At 68.0% G+C, this 16720-nt stretch carries 28 protein-coding genes; 2 read left to right on the top strand and 26 right to left on the bottom strand.

Annotated features, from left to right (window positions below; translation table 11 throughout):
- Nucleotides 1–38 precede the first annotated feature (38 nt).
- Complete coding sequence (infA, locus tag G6038_RS11455; protein ID WP_003886926.1) at nt 39–260, bottom strand: translation initiation factor IF-1; 222 nt, start codon at nt 258–260, stop codon at nt 39–41.
- Between the two features lie 172 nt (nt 261–432).
- Between infA and dtd the strand changes: the two genes are divergently transcribed.
- Nucleotides 433–870, top strand: coding sequence for a D-aminoacyl-tRNA deacylase (dtd, locus tag G6038_RS11450; protein WP_165037755.1), 438 nt, complete (start codon nt 433–435; stop codon nt 868–870).
- A gap of 90 nt (nt 871–960) precedes the next feature.
- Here the strand turns inward: dtd and map are convergent, their stop codons facing one another.
- The 25 genes from map to G6038_RS11325 all read right to left on the bottom strand — a co-directional run bounded on the left by map (nt 961) and on the right by G6038_RS11325 (nt 15800).
- The gene (gene map / locus G6038_RS11445; protein WP_006947169.1) at nt 961–1758 is read right to left on the bottom strand and encodes a type I methionyl aminopeptidase; all 798 of its coding nucleotides are present in this window, start codon (nt 1756–1758) and stop codon (nt 961–963) included.
- A gap of 18 nt (nt 1759–1776) precedes the next feature.
- Entirely contained in the window at nt 1777–2322 is a 546-nt protein-coding gene (locus tag G6038_RS11440; protein WP_006947168.1) for an adenylate kinase, read from the bottom strand.
- Nucleotides 2319–3632, bottom strand: a complete 1314-nt coding sequence (gene secY, locus G6038_RS11435; protein WP_165037754.1) for a preprotein translocase subunit SecY — start codon at nt 3630–3632, stop codon at nt 2319–2321. The genes G6038_RS11440 and secY overlap by 4 nt, the downstream gene beginning before the upstream one ends.
- Nucleotides 3633–3879: 247 nt before the next feature.
- Nucleotides 3880–4323, bottom strand: coding sequence for a 50S ribosomal protein L15 (gene rplO, locus G6038_RS11430; RefSeq protein ID WP_006947166.1), 444 nt, complete (start codon nt 4321–4323; stop codon nt 3880–3882).
- On the bottom strand, nt 4320–4520 hold the full coding sequence (rpmD, locus tag G6038_RS11425; RefSeq protein WP_165037753.1) for a 50S ribosomal protein L30: 201 nt from the start codon (nt 4518–4520) through the stop codon (nt 4320–4322). Before rpmD ends, rplO begins: the two co-directional genes overlap by 4 nt.
- Nucleotides 4520–5170, bottom strand: coding sequence for a 30S ribosomal protein S5 (gene rpsE, locus G6038_RS11420; RefSeq protein ID WP_006947163.1), 651 nt, complete (start codon nt 5168–5170; stop codon nt 4520–4522). Before rpsE ends, rpmD begins: the two co-directional genes overlap by 1 nt.
- Nucleotides 5171–5201: 31 nt before the next feature.
- Entirely contained in the window at nt 5202–5609 is a 408-nt protein-coding gene (gene rplR, locus G6038_RS11415; RefSeq protein ID WP_029544906.1) for a 50S ribosomal protein L18, read from the bottom strand.
- Nucleotides 5610–5611: 2 nt separating this feature from the next.
- Complete coding sequence (gene rplF / locus G6038_RS11410) at nt 5612–6151, bottom strand: 50S ribosomal protein L6 (RefSeq protein ID WP_165037752.1); 540 nt, start codon at nt 6149–6151, stop codon at nt 5612–5614.
- Nucleotides 6152–6165: 14 nt separating this feature from the next.
- Nucleotides 6166–6564, bottom strand: a complete 399-nt coding sequence (rpsH, locus tag G6038_RS11405) for a 30S ribosomal protein S8 (protein WP_017681442.1) — start codon at nt 6562–6564, stop codon at nt 6166–6168.
- Nucleotides 6565–6746: 182 nt separating this feature from the next.
- The gene (locus tag G6038_RS11400) at nt 6747–6932 is read right to left on the bottom strand and encodes a type Z 30S ribosomal protein S14 (RefSeq protein ID WP_100056277.1); all 186 of its coding nucleotides are present in this window, start codon (nt 6930–6932) and stop codon (nt 6747–6749) included.
- 4 nt (nt 6933–6936) lie between these two features.
- Entirely contained in the window at nt 6937–7503 is a 567-nt protein-coding gene (gene rplE / locus G6038_RS11395) for a 50S ribosomal protein L5 (protein WP_165037751.1), read from the bottom strand.
- A 1-nt stretch (nt 7504) separates the two neighbouring features.
- On the bottom strand, nt 7505–7822 hold the full coding sequence (gene rplX / locus G6038_RS11390) for a 50S ribosomal protein L24 (protein ID WP_100056278.1): 318 nt from the start codon (nt 7820–7822) through the stop codon (nt 7505–7507).
- Nucleotides 7822–8190, bottom strand: a complete 369-nt coding sequence (gene rplN / locus G6038_RS11385; protein ID WP_006947156.1) for a 50S ribosomal protein L14 — start codon at nt 8188–8190, stop codon at nt 7822–7824. The genes rplX and rplN overlap by 1 nt, the downstream gene beginning before the upstream one ends.
- A gap of 208 nt (nt 8191–8398) precedes the next feature.
- The gene (gene rpsQ / locus G6038_RS11380; RefSeq protein ID WP_026137932.1) at nt 8399–8683 is read right to left on the bottom strand and encodes a 30S ribosomal protein S17; all 285 of its coding nucleotides are present in this window, start codon (nt 8681–8683) and stop codon (nt 8399–8401) included.
- Entirely contained in the window at nt 8680–8916 is a 237-nt protein-coding gene (rpmC, locus tag G6038_RS11375) for a 50S ribosomal protein L29 (RefSeq protein ID WP_165037750.1), read from the bottom strand. Before rpmC ends, rpsQ begins: the two co-directional genes overlap by 4 nt.
- Nucleotides 8916–9332 carry a 50S ribosomal protein L16 gene (rplP, locus tag G6038_RS11370; RefSeq protein WP_006947154.1) on the bottom strand — a complete coding sequence of 139 codons (417 nt, stop codon included), beginning with the start codon at nt 9330–9332 and terminating at the stop codon, nt 8916–8918. The genes rpmC and rplP overlap by 1 nt, the downstream gene beginning before the upstream one ends.
- A 3-nt stretch (nt 9333–9335) precedes the next feature.
- On the bottom strand, nt 9336–10133 hold the full coding sequence (rpsC, locus tag G6038_RS11365; protein WP_165037749.1) for a 30S ribosomal protein S3: 798 nt from the start codon (nt 10131–10133) through the stop codon (nt 9336–9338).
- Nucleotides 10133–10531 carry a 50S ribosomal protein L22 gene (gene rplV / locus G6038_RS11360; RefSeq protein WP_100058166.1) on the bottom strand — a complete coding sequence of 133 codons (399 nt, stop codon included), beginning with the start codon at nt 10529–10531 and terminating at the stop codon, nt 10133–10135. Before rplV ends, rpsC begins: the two co-directional genes overlap by 1 nt.
- Nucleotides 10528–10809, bottom strand: a complete 282-nt coding sequence (rpsS, locus tag G6038_RS11355) for a 30S ribosomal protein S19 (protein WP_100058165.1) — start codon at nt 10807–10809, stop codon at nt 10528–10530. Before rpsS ends, rplV begins: the two co-directional genes overlap by 4 nt.
- Nucleotides 10810–10828: 19 nt before the next feature.
- Nucleotides 10829–11662, bottom strand: coding sequence for a 50S ribosomal protein L2 (gene rplB, locus G6038_RS11350; RefSeq protein WP_165037748.1), 834 nt, complete (start codon nt 11660–11662; stop codon nt 10829–10831).
- A gap of 37 nt (nt 11663–11699) precedes the next feature.
- The gene (gene rplW, locus G6038_RS11345; RefSeq protein ID WP_165037747.1) at nt 11700–12005 is read right to left on the bottom strand and encodes a 50S ribosomal protein L23; all 306 of its coding nucleotides are present in this window, start codon (nt 12003–12005) and stop codon (nt 11700–11702) included.
- Entirely contained in the window at nt 12002–12685 is a 684-nt protein-coding gene (gene rplD, locus G6038_RS11340; RefSeq protein WP_165037746.1) for a 50S ribosomal protein L4, read from the bottom strand. The genes rplW and rplD overlap by 4 nt, the downstream gene beginning before the upstream one ends.
- Nucleotides 12682–13335, bottom strand: a complete 654-nt coding sequence (rplC, locus tag G6038_RS11335; RefSeq protein WP_165037745.1) for a 50S ribosomal protein L3 — start codon at nt 13333–13335, stop codon at nt 12682–12684. Before rplC ends, rplD begins: the two co-directional genes overlap by 4 nt.
- Before the next feature lie 45 nt (nt 13336–13380).
- Nucleotides 13381–13686 carry a 30S ribosomal protein S10 gene (rpsJ, locus tag G6038_RS11330; RefSeq protein ID WP_003938093.1) on the bottom strand — a complete coding sequence of 102 codons (306 nt, stop codon included), beginning with the start codon at nt 13684–13686 and terminating at the stop codon, nt 13381–13383.
- 434 nt (nt 13687–14120) lie between these two features.
- Nucleotides 14121–15800: an amidase gene (locus G6038_RS11325; protein WP_206024578.1), complete on the bottom strand. Its 1680-nt coding sequence runs from the start codon at nt 15798–15800 to the stop codon at nt 14121–14123.
- A 129-nt stretch (nt 15801–15929) separates the two neighbouring features.
- Between G6038_RS11325 and G6038_RS11320 the strand changes: the two genes are divergently transcribed.
- Entirely contained in the window at nt 15930–16625 is a 696-nt protein-coding gene (locus G6038_RS11320) for a GntR family transcriptional regulator (RefSeq protein ID WP_165037744.1), read from the top strand.
- Nucleotides 16626–16720: the final 95 nt, after the last annotated feature.

Here is a 16720-nt window from a genome sequence, read left to right as displayed (position 1 = left end):
AGACATGGTTCTCCCCGACCGTGCGGCCGGGGAAGCTCTTACTTGTAGCGGTAGACGATGCGCCCACGCGACAGGTCGTAGGGCGAGAGCTCCACGACAACCCGGTCCTCGGGCAGGATGCGAATGTAGTGCTGACGCATCTTGCCGCTGATGTGAGCCAGGACCTTGTGACCGTTCTCGAGCTCAATGCGAAACATCGCATTGGGCAGCGGCTCGATCACGCGACCCTCGACCTCGATGGCTCCGTCTTTCTTGGCCATATCCTCCGCGATCCGTGTTGTTCGGCGTGTGGTTGCATCGGTTTCCGTTACCGTGACGCTCGACGTGACCGGCCTGCGGACAACCGTGGGCCGGCGCGCAGGGCGCACCATCGATCTATGTTACGGGAACTTCCCCAGCAGGGCCAAATGCCGAGATACGAGGAGGACAGCCGTGCGGGCGTTGGTTCAGCGGGTGACGGGTGCCGCGGTCGCGGTCGACGGGCGCGAGGTCGCCCGCATCTCGCCCCGGGCCGGCGGTCACGGGTTGCTCGTGCTCGTCGGCGTGACCCACGACGACGACGCGGCGAAGGCCACCACGCTCGCCCGGAAGGTGTGGACGCTGCGAATCCTCGAGGACGAGAAGTCGGCGTCCGATCTGGCCGCACCGATCCTCGTCGTCAGCCAGTTCACGCTCATGGCCGACACCCGCAGGAGCCGACGTCCGTCGTGGTCGGCAGCCGCGCCACGCGCGGTGGCCGAGCCACTGGTGGACGAGTTCACGACGGCACTGCGCGGCCTGGGCGCCGACGTGCAGACCGGCGTCTTCGGGGAGCACATGGAGGTGAGCCTGGTGAACGACGGCCCGGTCACCCTCCTGCTCGAGGCGTGAACCGGGACCCGAGCGAATGTATCGTTCAGCTCCTTCACAGCAGCGAGCGATACATTCGCTCGCCGCCACCACCGCCGCCACTCCGGGTGGCTACTCCGGGCGCGGGGTGAGGATGCGGGGACCGTCCTCGGTCACCGCGACGGTGTGCTCCCAGTGCGCGGCGCGGCTGCCGTCGGTCGTGACGACGGTCCACTTGTCGCCGAGCACCTCGGTCTCGTACGTGCCGAGGGTCAGCATCGGCTCGATGGCGAGCACCGATCCCACCACGAGACGGGGGCCCTTGCCGGGCGCGCCCTCGTTCGGCAGGAACGGATCCATGTGCATCTCGCGGCCGATGGCGTGCCCGCCGTAGCCGTCGACGATGCCGTAGCTCCGGCCGTGTGCCGACTCCGCGGCGCGGGTACCCAGCTCGATGGCGTGCGAGACGTCGGTGAGCCGGTTGTCCGGCAGCATCGCCGCAATCCCCGCCTCCATCGACAGCCGCGTCGCATCGCTGAGGTCGGCGTCGGCGGCGGAGAGCTCACCGACTCCGAAGGTCCACGCCGAGTCGCCGTGCCAGCCGTCGAGGATCGCGCCGCAGTCGATCGACACGAGATCGCCCTCGGCGAGGATCTCCGTCGCCGAGGGGATGCCGTGCACCACGCGGTCGTTCACCGACGAACAGATCGAGCCGGTGAACCCGTGGTAGCCCAGGAAGGAGGGGACGGCCCCCGCGTCGCGGATGACCGCCTCCGCCACCTGGTCCAGTTCCAGGGTGCTCACGCCCGGCTTCGCCGCCTTCCGTACCGCCACGAGAGCGGCGCCGACGACGGCACCCGCCGCCGCCATCGCATCGAGTTCGCCGGCGGTGCGGAACGGAACCACCTTGCGCTTGCGCCCGAAACCCATCTTCTTGCTCCTGCGTCCTTACTTGCCGAGGGCCGCGAGGGCGCGCGCGTTGATCTCGTCGACCTCGCCGACGGCGTCGACCGTGACGAGCGAATCGGCGTAGTAGTCGAGCAGCGGCGCGGTCTCCTCGCGGTAGACCCGGAGCCGGTTGCGGATGACGTCCTCGGTGTCGTCGGCGCGGCCGCGGGCGAGCATCCGCTCCACCACCACGTCCTCGTCGATGTCGAAGGACAGGACTCCGTCGAGTTGGGTGTCGAGGTCCTTCAGGATGGCCTCGAGTTCGCGGGCCTGCTCCACGCTGCGGGGGAAGCCGTCGAGCAGGAAGCCGTTGGCAGCGTCGGGCTCGGCGAGGCGGGCGCGCACCATGTTGTTGGTGATCTCGGCGGGGACGAGCTCACCGGCGTCGATGTACTTCTTGGCTTCGAGGCCGAGCGGGGTGCCCTGCCCGATGTTGGCCCGGAACAGATCCCCGGTGGAGATCGCGGGGACGCCGAGCTTCTCCGACAGGATGGCGGCCTGCGTGCCCTTGCCGGCACCGGGCGGACCGAGGAGTACAAGTCTCACTTGAGGAACCCTTCGTAGTTGCGCTGCATGAGTTGACTTTCGATCTGCTTGACAGTGTCCAGCGCGACACTGACGAGAATGAGCACCGCGGCGCCGCCGAAGATGCTGGTGGCGGTCTGGCTGCCCGAGAGGAAGAAGTTGGGCAGCGTCGCGATGAGACCCAGGTACAGCGAACCTGGAACCGTGATGCGGTTGAGGACGTAGCTGAGGTACTCGGCAGTGGGGCGTCCCGGCCGGATGCCGGGGATGAACCCGCCGTACTTCTTCATCTCGTCGGCCCGTTCCTCCGGGTTGAAGGTGATGGCGACGTAGAAGAAGACGAAGAAGACGATCAGCGAGAAGTAGATCGCGATGTAGACCGGGTTGTTCGGATTCACCAGGTACTCGTTGATGATCCGCTGCCACCAGCTCGGGTCGGTGGCCGAGGTGGCTCCGGTCAGCTGGGCGATGAGGTTCGGCAGGTACAGCAACGACGACGCGAAGATCACCGGGATGATGCCGGCCTGGTTGACCTTCAGCGGCAGGTAGGTCGAGGAGCCGCCGTACATGCGCCGGCCCACCATGCGCTTGGCGTACTGGACGGGGATCCGGCGCTGGCCCTGCTCGACGAACACCACGCCGGTGATGACCACCAGCGCGACGACGAGGACGATGGCGAAGACCAGGCCGCCACGGGACTCGAGGATGGTGCGGCCCTCGGACGGCAGCCGCGAGGCGATGCCGGCGAAGATCAGGATCGACATGCCGTTGCCGACGCCGCGCTCGGTGATGAGCTCACCGAACCACATGACGAGTGCCGCACCGGCCGTCATGACCAGCACGATCACGACCATGCCGAAGATGCTGTCGTCGGCCAGGATCGGCTCGGTACAGCCCTGCAGGAGCTGACCGCGAGCCGCGAGGGCGACGATGCCGGTGGACTGCAGCACGGCGAGCGCCACCGCGAGGTACCGCGTGTACTGCGTCATCTTGGCCTGGCCGGCCTGGCCCTCCTTGCGGAGTTCCTCGAATCGTGGAATGACCACTGTCAGCAGCTGGACGATGATGCTCGCGGTGATGAACGGCATGATGCCGATCGCGAACACCGACAGCTGCAGCAGCGCGCCACCGGAGAACAGATTGATCAGCGAATAGATCCCGGCGGAGTCGCCGCCGCTGAGCTGATCGATGCAGGCGCGCACATTGCCGTAGTCGACGCCCGGAGACGGCAACGTCGCGCCGAGGCGGTACAGGGCTACCAACCCGAGCGCGACGAGGATCTTCCGCCTCAGGTCCGGGGTCCTGAGGGCCGAGACGAAGGCGGAAAGCAAAGATCCTCCTGGCAGGGCGAAACGGGAGACTGTGGATCGACGCGCGGGGTCCGACGGTCGACAACTCTTGAACTCTAGCAGCGCGCCCCGAGCCGGTGCCGTGGCGCCGGGTCGGGGCGGCTCGCACGCGCGGCGGATGTGCTCCGCCGCGCGGCATGCGGTGGGGTGCGAACGCCGAACGGCCGCACTGCGGGACGTGCTGCAGTGCGGCCGTACTCGAGCTGTGCGTCACGCACGAGCGAACCGGTCAGGCCAGTTCGGTCGCGGTGCCGCCGGCAGCGGCGATCTTCTCCTTGGCGGAACCGGAGAACTTGTTCGCGGTCACCTGCACGGCAACCGTGAGCTCGCCCTCGCCGAGGACCTTCACGAGCTGGTTCTTGCGAACCGCGCCCTTGGCGACGAGCTCGTCGACGCCGACCTGGCCACCCTCGGGGAACAGGCGGGCGATGTCGCCGACGTTGACGACCTGGTACTCGGTGCGGAAGGCGTTCTTGAAGCCCTTGAGCTTCGGCAGCCGCATGTGCAGCGGCATCTGGCCACCCTCGAAGGCCGCCGAGACGTTCTTGCGCGCCTTGGTGCCCTTCGTACCGCGACCGGCGGTCTTGCCCTTCGAACCCTCACCGCGGCCGACGCGGGTCTTGTCCGTCTTCGCGCCCGGGGCCGGGCGCAGGTGGTGCAGCTTGATGGTCACTTGGAGGCCTCCTCTACAGTGACTTCCTCGACAACGACGAGGTGACGCACCACGTTGATCAAGCCGCGGTTCTGCGCATTGTCCTCGCGGACCACGGACTGGCGGATCTTCCGCAGACCGAGGGTGCGCAGGCTGTCGCGCTGGTTCGACTTGGCGCCGATGGTGCTCTTGACCTGCGTGATCTTCAGCTCTGCCATTACTTCACGCTCCCAGCAGCCTGTGCCCGGGCGCGCAGCATGCCCGCAGGTGCGACGTCCTCGAGGGGCAGACCGCGGCGAGCCGCGACTTCCTCGGGGCGCTGCAGCTGCTTGAGGGCGGCCACGGTGGCGTGCACGACGTTGATGGCGTTGTCGCTACCGAGCGACTTCGACAGGATGTCGTGGATGCCCGCGCATTCGAGCACGGCGCGCACCGCGCCACCGGCGATCACACCGGTACCCGGCGAGGCCGGACGCAGCATGACGACGCCTGCGGCGGCCTCACCCTGCACCGGGTGGGTGACGGTGGAGCCGATGAGCGGGACGCGGAAGAAGCCCTTGCGCGCTTCCTCGACACCCTTCTGGATGGCCGCGGGAACTTCCTTGGCCTTGCCGTAGCCGACGCCGACCAGGCCGTTGCCGTCGCCCACGATCACCAGCGCGGTGAAGCTGAAGCGACGGCCGCCCTTGACGACCTTCGACACACGGTTGATCGAGACGACACGCTCGATGTAGTTCGACTTCTCGGCGGCACCGCCGCCACGCGAGTCACGATCGCGGCGGTCGCGACCACCACGCTGGTCCCCGGTGTTGGGGCCATTCTGTCCGGCGGGGCCGTTGCCGCCGTCACGCCGCTGACGTCCCGGCATCAGGCGTTCCTTCCGTTCGAAGAGATGGTCATCAGAACTTCAACCCGCTTTCGCGAGCCGCGTCTGCGAGGGCCGCGATCCGGCCGCTGTAGGTGTGGCCGCCGCGGTCGAAGACCACGGCCTCCACGCCGGCAGCCTTGGCACGCTCGGCGAGCAGCTGACCGACCTTGGCGCCGCGCGCCTTCTTGTCGCCCTCGACCGCACGCACGTCCGGCTCGACGGTCGAGGCCGCGGCCAGGGTGGTGCCCGTCAGGTCGTCCACCAGCTGGGCGTGGATGTGGCGCGAGGACCGGTTCACGACGAGACGGGGACGCTCGGCGGTGCCGGCGACCTTCTTGCGCAGACGGAAGTGCCGACGCTGCTTCGACAGCCGACGCCGGGTGGACGCGTCCTTGCCGAGCGGAATCCGCTTGGCCTTCTGGTTCTCGGTCTGGCTCATGATCACTTACCCGTCTTTCCGACCTTGCGGCGCACCTGCTCGCCCTCGTAGCGGATGCCCTTGCCCTTGTACGGGTCGGACTTGCGCAGCCGGCGGATGTTGGCCGCGATCTGGCCGACCTTCTGCTTGTCGATGCCCGAGATCGAGAACTTCGTCGGCGACTCGACCGCGAACGTGATGCCCTCGGGGGCCTCGATCGGGACCGGGTGGCTGTAGCCGAGCGAGAACTCGAGATCCTTGCCCTTGAGCGCGACGCGGTAACCGACGCCGTGGATCTCCATCTTCGTGGTGTACCCCTGGGTGACACCGTCGATGAGGTTCTGCACGAGGGTGCGCGACAGGCCGTGCAGCGCGCGGTTGCGGCGCTCGTCGTTCGGACGGCTCACGTTGAGCGCGCCGTCCTCACCCTTGGCGATGGTGATCGGCTCGGCGATGGTCAGCGAGAGGTTGCCCTTGGGGCCCTTCACTGCGACGTCCTGGCCGTCGATGGTCACCTCGACACCCGAGGGGACGGTGACCGGAAGCTTTCCAATACGCGACATTGTGGTGGCCTCCCTTACCAGACGTAGGCGAGGACTTCCCCGCCCACTCCCTGCTTGGCCGCCTGGCGATCGGTGAGCAGGCCGGAGGACGTGGAGATGATCGCCACGCCGAGGCCGCCCAGGACCTTGGGCAGGTTGGTGGATTTCGCGTACACGCGCAGGCCGGGCTTCGACACGCGGCGCACACCGGCGAGGCTGCGCTCACGGGAAGGGCCGTACTTGAGGTCGACGACGAGGGTCTTGCCCACCTCGGCATCCTCGGTGCGGAAGTCGGCGATGTAGCCCTCACGCTTGAGGATCTCGGCGATGTTCGCCTTGATCTTCGAGTGGGGAAGCTTCACCTCGTCGTGGTACGCCGTGTTGGCGTTGCGCAGACGCGTCAAGAAGTCTGCGATGGGGTCGGTCATGGTCATGGCTGACCTGTTCACCTTTCTCGTTGCGGTTCCCATACAACACCGGCAGTGGCGACGAACGTGTCACCGGTGCGCCGGCCGTGGGCCTACGACGAACTTGGTTTCATACGGACCGGACGCGGATGCGACCGGTCCCTGACAGTAGTGACGGTGGGCGACCCTGCGGTCACCCACCGGTCACGTCACCAGGAGCTCTTGTGAACCCCGGGAAGCTCACCGCGGTGTGCCATCTCACGGAGGCAGATGCGGCAGAGGCCGAACTTGCGGAACACCGCGTGGGGGCGCCCGCAACGCTGGCAGCGGGTGTAGGCGCGCACCGCGAACTTCGGCTTCTTGTTGGCCTTGTTGACCAGTGCCTTCTTAGCCATGGGCTCAGTTCTCCTTGAACGGGAAGCCGAGGTGCTTCAGCAGGGCACGGCCTTCTTCGTTGTTGGTGGCGGTCGTGACGACGGTGATGTCCATGCCGCGCGGGCGATCGATCTTGTCCACGTCGATCTCGTGGAACATCGACTGCTCGTTCAGGCCGAACGTGTAGTTGCCGTTGCCGTCGAACTGGTTGCCGTTGAGGCCACGGAAGTCCCGGATACGGGGCAGCGCGATGGAGACCAGGCGGTCCAGGAACTCCCACATGCGGTCGCCGCGCAGCGTGACGCGCGCACCGATCGGCATGCCCTCACGCAGCTTGAACTGCGCGATCGACTTGCGGGCCTTGCGGATCTCCGGCTTCTGACCGGTGATCAGGGCCAGGTCGGCGACGGCGCCGTTGATCAGCTTCGCGTCGCGGGCGGCGTCACCGACACCCATGTTGACGACGACCTTCACGACGCCGGGGATCTGCATGACGTTCGAGTAGTCGAACTCCGCGTTCAGCGCGTCGCGGATCTCCTCGCGGTACCGGGTCTTCAGACGCGGTGTGGTCTTGTTCTCGGTGGTGGTCATGTCAGATGTCCTTCCCGTTCTTCCGGGAAATCCGAACGCGCTTGCCGGATTCCTCGTCGGTCCGGTAGCCCACCCGGGTGGGGTTGCCGTCCGAGTCGATGACAGCGACGTTGGAAACGTGGATCGGGGCCTCCTGCGTCACGATGCCCCCGGAGGAGGCGCCGCGCTCGTTGGCCGAGACCGCCGTGTGCTTCTTGATCCGGTTCACGCCCTCGACGAGGACCCGGTTCTCCTTCGGGTAGGCCGCGATGACCTTGCCCTTGGCACCCTTGTCCTTGCCCGAGATGACGAGCACGGTGTCGCCCTTGTGCACCTTCATCACAGCACCTCCGGAGCGAGCGAGACGATCTTCATGAACCGCTTGTCGCGCAGCTCACGGCCGACGGGGCCGAAGATGCGGGTGCCGCGCGGGTCGTTGTCACCCTTGATGATGACGGCGGCGTTCTCGTCGAACTTGATGTACGAGCCGTCCGGCCGGCGGCGCTCCTTGGAGGTGCGCACGACGACAGCCTTGACGACGTCACCACGCTTGACGTTGCCACCGGGGATCGCGTCCTTCACGGTGGCGACGATGATGTCACCGATACCGGCGTAGCGACGGGACGAGCCACCGAGAACGCGGATGCAGAGAATCTCCTTGGCACCCGTGTTGTCGGCGACGCGCAGTCGCGACTCCTGCTGGATCACTTACTTCTCCTTGACCTGGCTGAATTCGACAGATCCGGGTGCGTGCACCTTTTTTCTGTCTGCACGGCGGATTTCCGACCCGACGTGCACGGTCCGTACCCACGAAGGTGGGGTTGTCCCGGCGCTGCCTGAAGCAGGCCGCTCGAGACAACCCCACCATCGTACTGGGTCCCTTCGTCACCCCCCGCGGCGGGGGGCGGAGGAGGCCTTACTTGGCCTTCTCGAGCACCTCGACCAGACGCCACCGCTTGGTCGCGGACAGCGGACGGGTCTCCATCAGCTGCACGCGGTCACCGATGCCGGCCACGCCGTTCTCGTCGTGCGCCTTCACCTTGGTGGTACGGCGGATGATCTTGCCGTACAGCGGGTGCTTCACCCGGTCCTCGAGCTCGACCACGATCGTCTTCTCCATCTTGTCGGAGACGACGTAGCCGATGCGGACCTTGCGGCTGGCGCGCTCTTCCTTCTGGGTCACTGCCTTTTCCTCACTCATGCCGCGTCACCCGCATCCGGGCCGGAGGCCAGGCCGAGCTCGCGCTCACGCAGCACCGTGTAGATGCGTGCGATCTCGTTGCGCACGACGCGCAGCCGGCGGTTGTTGTCCAGCTGGCCGGTGGCCATCTGGAAACGAAGGTTGAACAGCTCTTCCTTCGTTTCGCGGAGCTTGGTGACCAGCTCTTCCTCGGTCAGCTCGCGGAGCTCTGTGGCGGGGGTTCCGGTAGCCATCAGAACTGCTCCTCCCTCGTCACGATCCTGCACTTGCACGGGAGCTTGTGCATCGCGCGCCGAAGGGCTTCGCGGGCAATCTCCTCGTTCGGGTAGCTCATCTCGAACATCACCCGTCCGGGCTTGACGTTCGCGACCCACCACTCGGGCGAACCCTTACCGGAACCCATGCGGGTCTCGGCCGGCTTCTTGGTGAGGGGGCGATCCGGGAAGATGTTGATCCAGATCTTGCCGCCACGCTTGATGTGCCGGGTCATGGCGATACGAGCGGACTCGATCTGCCGGTTGGTGATGTAGGCCGGCTCGAGAGCCTGGATGCCGTAGTCACCGAAGGTCACCTGGGTCCCACCCTTGGCGGCACCCGAGCGGCTCGGGTGGTGCTGCTTGCGGTGCTTGACCCGCCGTGGGATCAACATGCGTCAGCCCTCCTGATTCTCGGTCGGAGCGGGTGCATCGGCGGAGGCGGCGCGGCCGGCGTCGGTGCTCGTCGCGGTGGTGCCCGAGGCACCCGAGCGACGGGGACGGCTCGGACGCTCGCGACGGGGGCGGTCGGCCGGGGCGGCGGCCGCAGCGGCCAGCTCACGACGGCCACCGACGATGTCGCCCTTGTAGATCCAGACCTTCACGCCGATGCGACCGAAGGTGGTCTTCGCCTCGTACAGGCCGTAGTCGATGTCCGCGCGCAGCGTGTGCAGCGGAACCCGACCCTCGCGGTAGAACTCCGAGCGGGACATCTCGGCGCCACCGAGACGGCCGGAGCACTGCACCCGGATGCCCTTGACGTTGGGCTGGCGCATGGCCGACTGGATGGCCTTGCGCATGGCGCGACGGAACGCGACGCGGTTCGAGAGCTGCTCGGCGACGCCCTGCGCCACCAGCTGAGCCTCGGACTCGGCGTTCTTGACCTCGAGAATGTTCAGCTGAACCTGCTTGCCGGTCAGCTTCTCGAGCTCGGCGCGGATGCGATCGGCCTCGGCGCCGCGGCGGCCGATGACGATGCCCGGACGCGCGGTGTGGATGTCCACACGCACACGGTCGCGAGTGCGCTCGATCTCGACCTTGGCGATGCCGGCCCGCTCGAGGCCGGTGGCCAGGAACTTGCGGATCGCGACGTCTTCCTTCACGTACTCCGAGTACTGCTTGTCGGCGTACCAGCGCGACTTCCAGTCGGTGGTGATGCCCAGACGGAAGCCGTGCGGGTTGATCTTCTGGCCCACTACTGAGCTCCCTTCCGGCGGTTACGGTTTCCAGCAGACGCAGGCGCCTTGCTCTCGACGATCACGGTGATGTGGCTCGTCCGCTTGCGGATGCGGAATGCACGGCCCTGGGCGCGCGGCTGGAACCGCTTGAGGGTCGCGCCCTCGTCGACGTACGCCGTCGCGACGACAAGCGTGCTCGGGTCGAGGTCGAGGTTGTTCTGCGCGTTCGCGGCGGCGCTCGCGATCACCTTGGCGACCGGCTCGGCCGCGGCCTGCGGCGCGAACTTCAGGATCGACAGAGCCTCGTCCACGGACTTGCCCCGGACGATGTCGACGACGCGACGCGCCTTCATCGGGGTCACGCGCACGTGGCGCGCAACAGCCCGAGCGCTGTTGTTGGTGGTTTCAGTGCTCATCGACGCTTGCTCTTCCGGTCGTCCTTGATGTGGCCCTTGAACGTACGGGTCGGCGCGAACTCGCCGAGCTTGTGGCCGACCATCGAGTCCGAGACGAACACCGGCACGTGCTTGCGACCGTCGTGGACGGCGAACGTGTGACCGATGAAGTCGGGCAGAATGGTGGAACGGCGCGACCAGGTCTTGATGACCTGCTTGGTGCCCTTTTCGTTCTGCGTATCGACCTTCGCCAGGAGGTGGTCGTCGACAAACGGGCCCTTCTTGAGGCTGCGTGGCATTCTCTAACTCCCTCCTTGACTAGCGCTTCTTGCCGGTACGGCGACGACGGACGATGAGCTTGTCGGACGCCTTGTTCTTGCGGGTGCGGCCCTCGGGCTTGCCCCACGGGCTGACCGGGTGGCGACCACCGGAGGTCTTGCCCTCACCACCGCCGTGCGGGTGGTCGACCGGGTTCATGACCACACCACGGACGGTCGGGCGCTTGCCCTTCCAGCGCATGCGGCCGGCCTTGCCCCAGTTGATGTTCGACTGCTCGGCGTTGCCGACCTCGCCGACGGTGGCGCGGCAGCGCACGTCGACGCGACGGATCTCACCGGAGGGCATACGCAGGGTGGCGTAGGTGCCTTCCTTACCGAGCAGCTGAATGCTGGCGCCGGCGGAGCGGGCCATCTTGGCGCCGCCGCCCGGACGCAGTTCCACCGCGTGGATGGTGGTACCGGTCGGGATGTTGCGCAGCGGCAGGTTGTTGCCGGGCTTGATGTCGGCCTGCGGGCCGGACTCGACCGGGGCGCCCTGCACCAGGCCCTTGGGGGCGATGATGTAGCGCTTCTCGCCGTCCACGTAGTGCAGCAGGGCGATGCGAGCGGTGCGGTTGGGGTCGTACTCGATGTGAGCGACCTTGGCCGGGACACCGTCCTTGTCGTTGCGGCGGAAGTCGATCAGGCGGTAGGCACGCTTGTGTCCGCCACCCTTGTGGCGGGTGGTGATGCGGCCGTGCGCGTTGCGACCACCGCGGCCGTGCAGCGGGCGAACCAGCGACTTCTCGGGCGTCGAGCGGGTGATCTCGGCGAAGTCCGAGACACTCGCGCCGCGCCGACCCGGGGTTGTCGGCTTGTACTTACGAATTGCCATGAGTCTTCTCGTCCTCTATCTCTCGAGACCCGGCCGCCTACGCGACCGGCCCTCCGAAGATCTCGATGGGCTTGCTGTCGGCCGACAGGGTCACGAGCGCGCGCTTGGTGTCCTTGCGCTTGCCGTAACCGAACCGGGTCCGCTTGCGCTTGCCCTGACGGTTGGCGGTGTTGACGCTGGTCACCTTGACGCCGAAGACCTTCTCGACGGCAATCTTGATCTGCGTCTTGTTCGAGTCCGGGTGCACCAGGAAGGTGTAGGTGCCCTCCTCCATCAGTCCGTAGGACTTTTCGGAGACGACCGGAGCCAGCAGGATGTCGCGCGGATCCGCGATCGTGCTCACTTGCCCTCCTCCTTCTCTGCCTGGGCGGACTCGGCCGGCCCGTGGATGAACGTGTCGAGCGCCTCGACGCTGAACACGACGTCGTCGCTGTAGAGCACGTCGTAGGTGTTCAGCTGGTCCGGAGCGATCGCGTGCACGTTCTGCAGGTTCTGCACGCTCTTCCAGGCCGCGAGATCCTGACGGCCGACGACGAGGAGCAGATTCCTGCGCTCGGTCAGCTCCGCGAGGAAGGTGCGCGCGCCCTTGGTCGACGGCGTCTGTCCGGCCACGAGCTCGGTGATCACGTGGATGCGCTCGTTGCGGGCCCGGTCGGAGAGGGCACCGCGGAGGGCGGCGGCCTTCATCTTCTTGGGGGTGCGCTGGCTGTAGTCGCGCGGCTGCGGGCCGTGCACGGTGCCACCGCCGGCGAACTGCGGGGCGCGGGTCGAACCCTGGCGGGCGCGGCCGGTGCCCTTCTGGCGGTACGGCTTCCTGCCACCGCCGCGGACCTCGCCGCGGGTCTTGGTGGAGTGCGTGCCCTGGCGAGCTGCGGCGAGCTGCGCGACGACCACCTGGTGGAGCAGCGCGATGTTCGCGGGGGCGTCGAAGATCTCGGCGGGGAGATCGACGGTGCCGTTGGTCTGGCCGCCGGGGGCCTTGACGTCGAGCGTCAGCTTGGTTGCGGTTTCGGTGCTGGTCATGCCCGTGCACCACCCTTCACTGCGGTCTTGACGATCACGATGCCGCCCTTGCGGCCCGGGATCGCACCCTTGATCAGCAGCAGGCCGTTCTCGGCGTCCACCTTGTGGACCGAGAGGTTCTGCGTCGTGATGCGGTCGCTACCCATACGCCCGGACATGCGGGTTCCCTTGAACACGCGGCCCGGGGTGGCGCAGCCACCGATGGAGCCCGGACGACGGTGCACAGCCTGCGCACCGTGCGAGGCGCCCTGGCCGGCGAAGCCGTGGCGCTTCATGGTGCCGGCGAAGCCCTTGCCCTTGGAGGTGCCGGTGACGTCGACGAAGGCGCCGTCCTCGAAGACCTCGGCGGTCAGCTCCTGGCCGATCTCGAAGCCCTCGGTGTCGTCGACGCGAAGCTCGACGATGTGGCGACGAGGGGTGACACCCGCCTTGGCGAACTGGCCGGCGACCGGCTTGGTGACCTTGCGCGGGTCGATCGCACCGTAGGCGAGCTGCACGGCGCTGTAGCCGTCGCGCTCCTCGGTGCGGATCTGGGTGACCACGTTCGGTCCGGCCTTGACGACGGTGACCGGAACGACCCGGTTGTTCTCGTCGAAGACCTGGGTCATGCCGAGCTTGGTGCCCAGGATTCCCTTGATCTGGTTAGTCATGTGTTGTCTCCGCTGCGTCTTCTACAAGCTCGCTGGTCTCGAAAGTCACTGAATGTTGACGTCGACGCTCGCCGGGAGGTCGATGCGCATGAGCGCGTCGACGGTCTTGGGCGTCGGGTCGAGGATGTCGATCAGCCGCTTGTGAGTCCGCATCTCGAAGTGCTCGCGCGAGTCCTTGTACTTGTGCGGCGAGCGGATGACGCAGTACACGTTCTTTTCGGTGGGCAACGGCACCGGGCCGACCACGCGGGCGCCCGTGCGGGTCACCGTCTCGACGATCTTGCGCGCAGATGCGTCGATCGCCTCATGGTCATAGGCCTTGAGCCTGATGCGGATCTTTTGTCCCGCCACGCTTAGTGTCCTTTTCTTGCCGCGTTTCGTAGCACCCGAACGAGTCGGGAACCACCTCGTCTGCACAGTTCCGCCCGAACGGCGACGGCGAACAGCACTCTTCACACTTCGTGACCGGGCGCACCCGATCCGCATGCCGCTGTTCATCTGTCATTGTTCTCCGGCACACGCGGTCGGGCGTGTCGCCCTACTGCTCGCTCCGCGGCGTCGAACCAACGCTCGACACCACGGATCGACCTGCCGGATGTACCCGTACGGGTACAGGGAGGTACTGCTTCCGTCTTGCATGTGGCCGCGACCAGGCCGTCAGGCTCGATCCGCGACTGTCACTCGATCTCGTTCCGAGCCGCGGAAAACCGTGACCCGGTCAAGGCAACCCGACCAGTATGCAGGACCGCCCCGGCATTCTCAACTTCGCGTCGGCAGGACGGCCGTCACAACCCTCCGGTCGACAGGGTCGCGGGCGTCCGCACGGGCGCCGCCGCCCCGAGCGTGTTGGTCGGATCGGGACCCGGCCCCGGCGCCGCCGGCGTGACCACCGGCAGCTCGCGTGGCGCCGGCGCCACGGGCGGCACGTCGCGCCACACCGGCAACGCCTCCTGCAGGGCCAGCCCCACCGAGATCAACTCGGTCTCGTGCCACGGCAGCGCGCCCAGCTGGGCACCGAACGGCAGCCCGGTCACCGCCGAGCGGCCGACCGGGAACGAAACAGCAGGGGCGCCGGTGTAATTGGCCCACTGGACGTCGCCGGCCACCCCGGACAGCACGCTGAGGCCCGCGAACGCGTCGCGGGGACAGCCGTCGTCGAGCGCGCCCGGCAACGCGATCACGTCGAGATCGTGGTCGCGGAACATGGCGTTGTACTGGTGCTGGTAGCGCAGCCGGTCGCGCTCGAGCCCGAAGTAGTCGGCCACCGGCAGCGCGAGGGACGCCACCGCCGCGCTCACGAGCGGCGCGAGATCGATGCGGTAGTCGCCGAGCCGGTCCACGAACTGACGGTGGTAGGCCCCCATCTCCGCCGTGTCGCCGGCCAGGAGCGAATCCGGTGGGCGGGGCATCGACACCGGTACGGTCTCGGCACCCAGCGCACCCGCCGTCGCGAGGAACTCGTCGAACAGGAGCCGCAGCTCCGGGGCCAGGCGGTCGGTCGCGCCGTGCGGCAGACCGATGCGGACGCCCGCGAGCGGTGCGGCCCCGGCGGCCGGCACCAGCGGGTAGCCGCCCTCGGGCACGCCCGGGCCGGCGGCCGTCACGGGATCGTCCGCCTCCGCGCCGGCGAGGACACTCAGCAGCAGCGAGGCATCGGCGAGGCTGTGCCCGATGGGGCCGGGGTGGTCCCGGGTCCAGGTGAGCGGGATCATCCCGTGCGAGGTGATCCGCCCGTACGTGGGCTTGATCGCCGAGACCCCGCACGAACTGGCCGGCAGCCGCAGCGAGCCGCCGGTGTCGCTGCCGACCGACAGGGGGACGAACCGGGCCGCCACCGCGGCGGCGCTGCCGCCCGACGAGCCGCCCGGGGAATACTGCGGGTTCCACGGGTTGGCCACCTGCGGGGTGACCACGCCGATCGCGAACTCGTCGGTGTGCACGTGACCGAGCAGGACCGCCCCGGCCTCCTGCAGCCGGCGCCACACCCCCGAATCCCCGGCGGCCACGTTGTCCCGCAGCACGTTGCTCGACGCGGTGAGCGGGAGCCCACCCACCGCGAAGAGGTCCTTGAGCGCGATCGGCAGCCCGCACACCGGTGGGATCGGCGTTCCCGAGGCCCGGCCGGCTGCGGTGAGCCGGTCGGCCGCCGCGTCGGCCGCGGCGTACGCCAGCTCCGGGTAGAGGTGGATCCACGCCCCGACACCGCCGTCGTGGGCCCGGCTGCGGCTCAGGCACGCGTCGAGGAGTTCGCGCGGGTGCAGCAGGCCGGCCTGCAGCAGACTCGCCGCTTCGACCGCACTCAGCAGGGCCGGATCGGTGGCCGGGACGGTTCCCGGATCGGGCAGTCGAGCCGCGGGCCGGGCGCCCGCGCGCGCAGGCTGCATCAGGCCGAGTCCGACGGCACCACCCATCATGGTTCCGAGAAAACGACGTCGTGACGTTTCGAAACTCACCGGTCCGACCATAACGGCGGATACCGGGGTCTGCAGCGCACGCGCATCCCGCGCCCCTCCCCCACGGCGCACGACCGGTGCGGAATAATCCGTCGCACGGAAGCGACCCGCGCCCGGAACGCGGGCCTGAAGGAGTGCCGAATGACATCCTCTGCCCAGTCCCGGTCGCCCGGGTCCCGGCCGCTGCGCCGCAGGCCCCAGCTGTCCGACGACGTGGCGGTGCACGTCCGCAATCTCATCATGTCGGGTGGGGTCCGGCCCGGCGACTTCATCCGGCTGGACGAGACCGCAGCCGAGCTCGGCGTGAGCGTCACCCCGGTACGTGAGGCTTTGCTCACACTGCGCGGCGAAGGACTCGTGGAGCTCGTTCCGCACCGGGGCTATGTCGTGGCTCCGTTGAGCCGGGGCGACATCGACGACCTGTTCTGGTTGCAGGGGCAGATCGCCGAGGAGCTCGCGCGACGGGCGGCCGCGGTGATCACCCCGGACACCGTGGCCGAGCTGGCGGACCTCAACGAACGCCTGGCCGAAGCGGTGCGCAGCGGGGACGGGGCGCGGATCGAGGACCTCGAGTTCGCCTTCCACCGCACGCTCAACCGCACGACCGGCGCGCGCAAGTTGTCGTGGTTCCTGCTCAACGCCACGCGCTACACGCCGGTGCACTTCTACTCGTCCGACCCCGACTGGGGTGCCGCCGCGGTGGCGTCGCACAAGCGTCTCGTGGACGCGCTGCGCCGCGGCGACGGCGATTCCGCAGGCCGGGAGACCCGCCGGCACTTCACCGACGGGGCCGGCCGGCTGGTCCGGCACCTCGACGAGATCGGCGTCTGGAGCTGACGGACGCACGTCCCGGCACTCGCGGAAGGCCGGGGCCGCAGGCACCGGCCGGTAACATCGCGGCGTGACGGCGGGATCTACTCGTCGACGGGTCC

Origin of the sequence: Rhodococcus sp. 14C212 (assembly GCF_011058195.1) — a bacterium.
GTDB classification, from domain to species: Bacteria; Actinomycetota; Actinomycetes; order Mycobacteriales; family Mycobacteriaceae; genus Rhodococcus; species Rhodococcus aetherivorans.
Note: the sequence above shows the minus strand (reverse complement) of the source record. Positions and strands in the feature narration are given on the sequence as shown.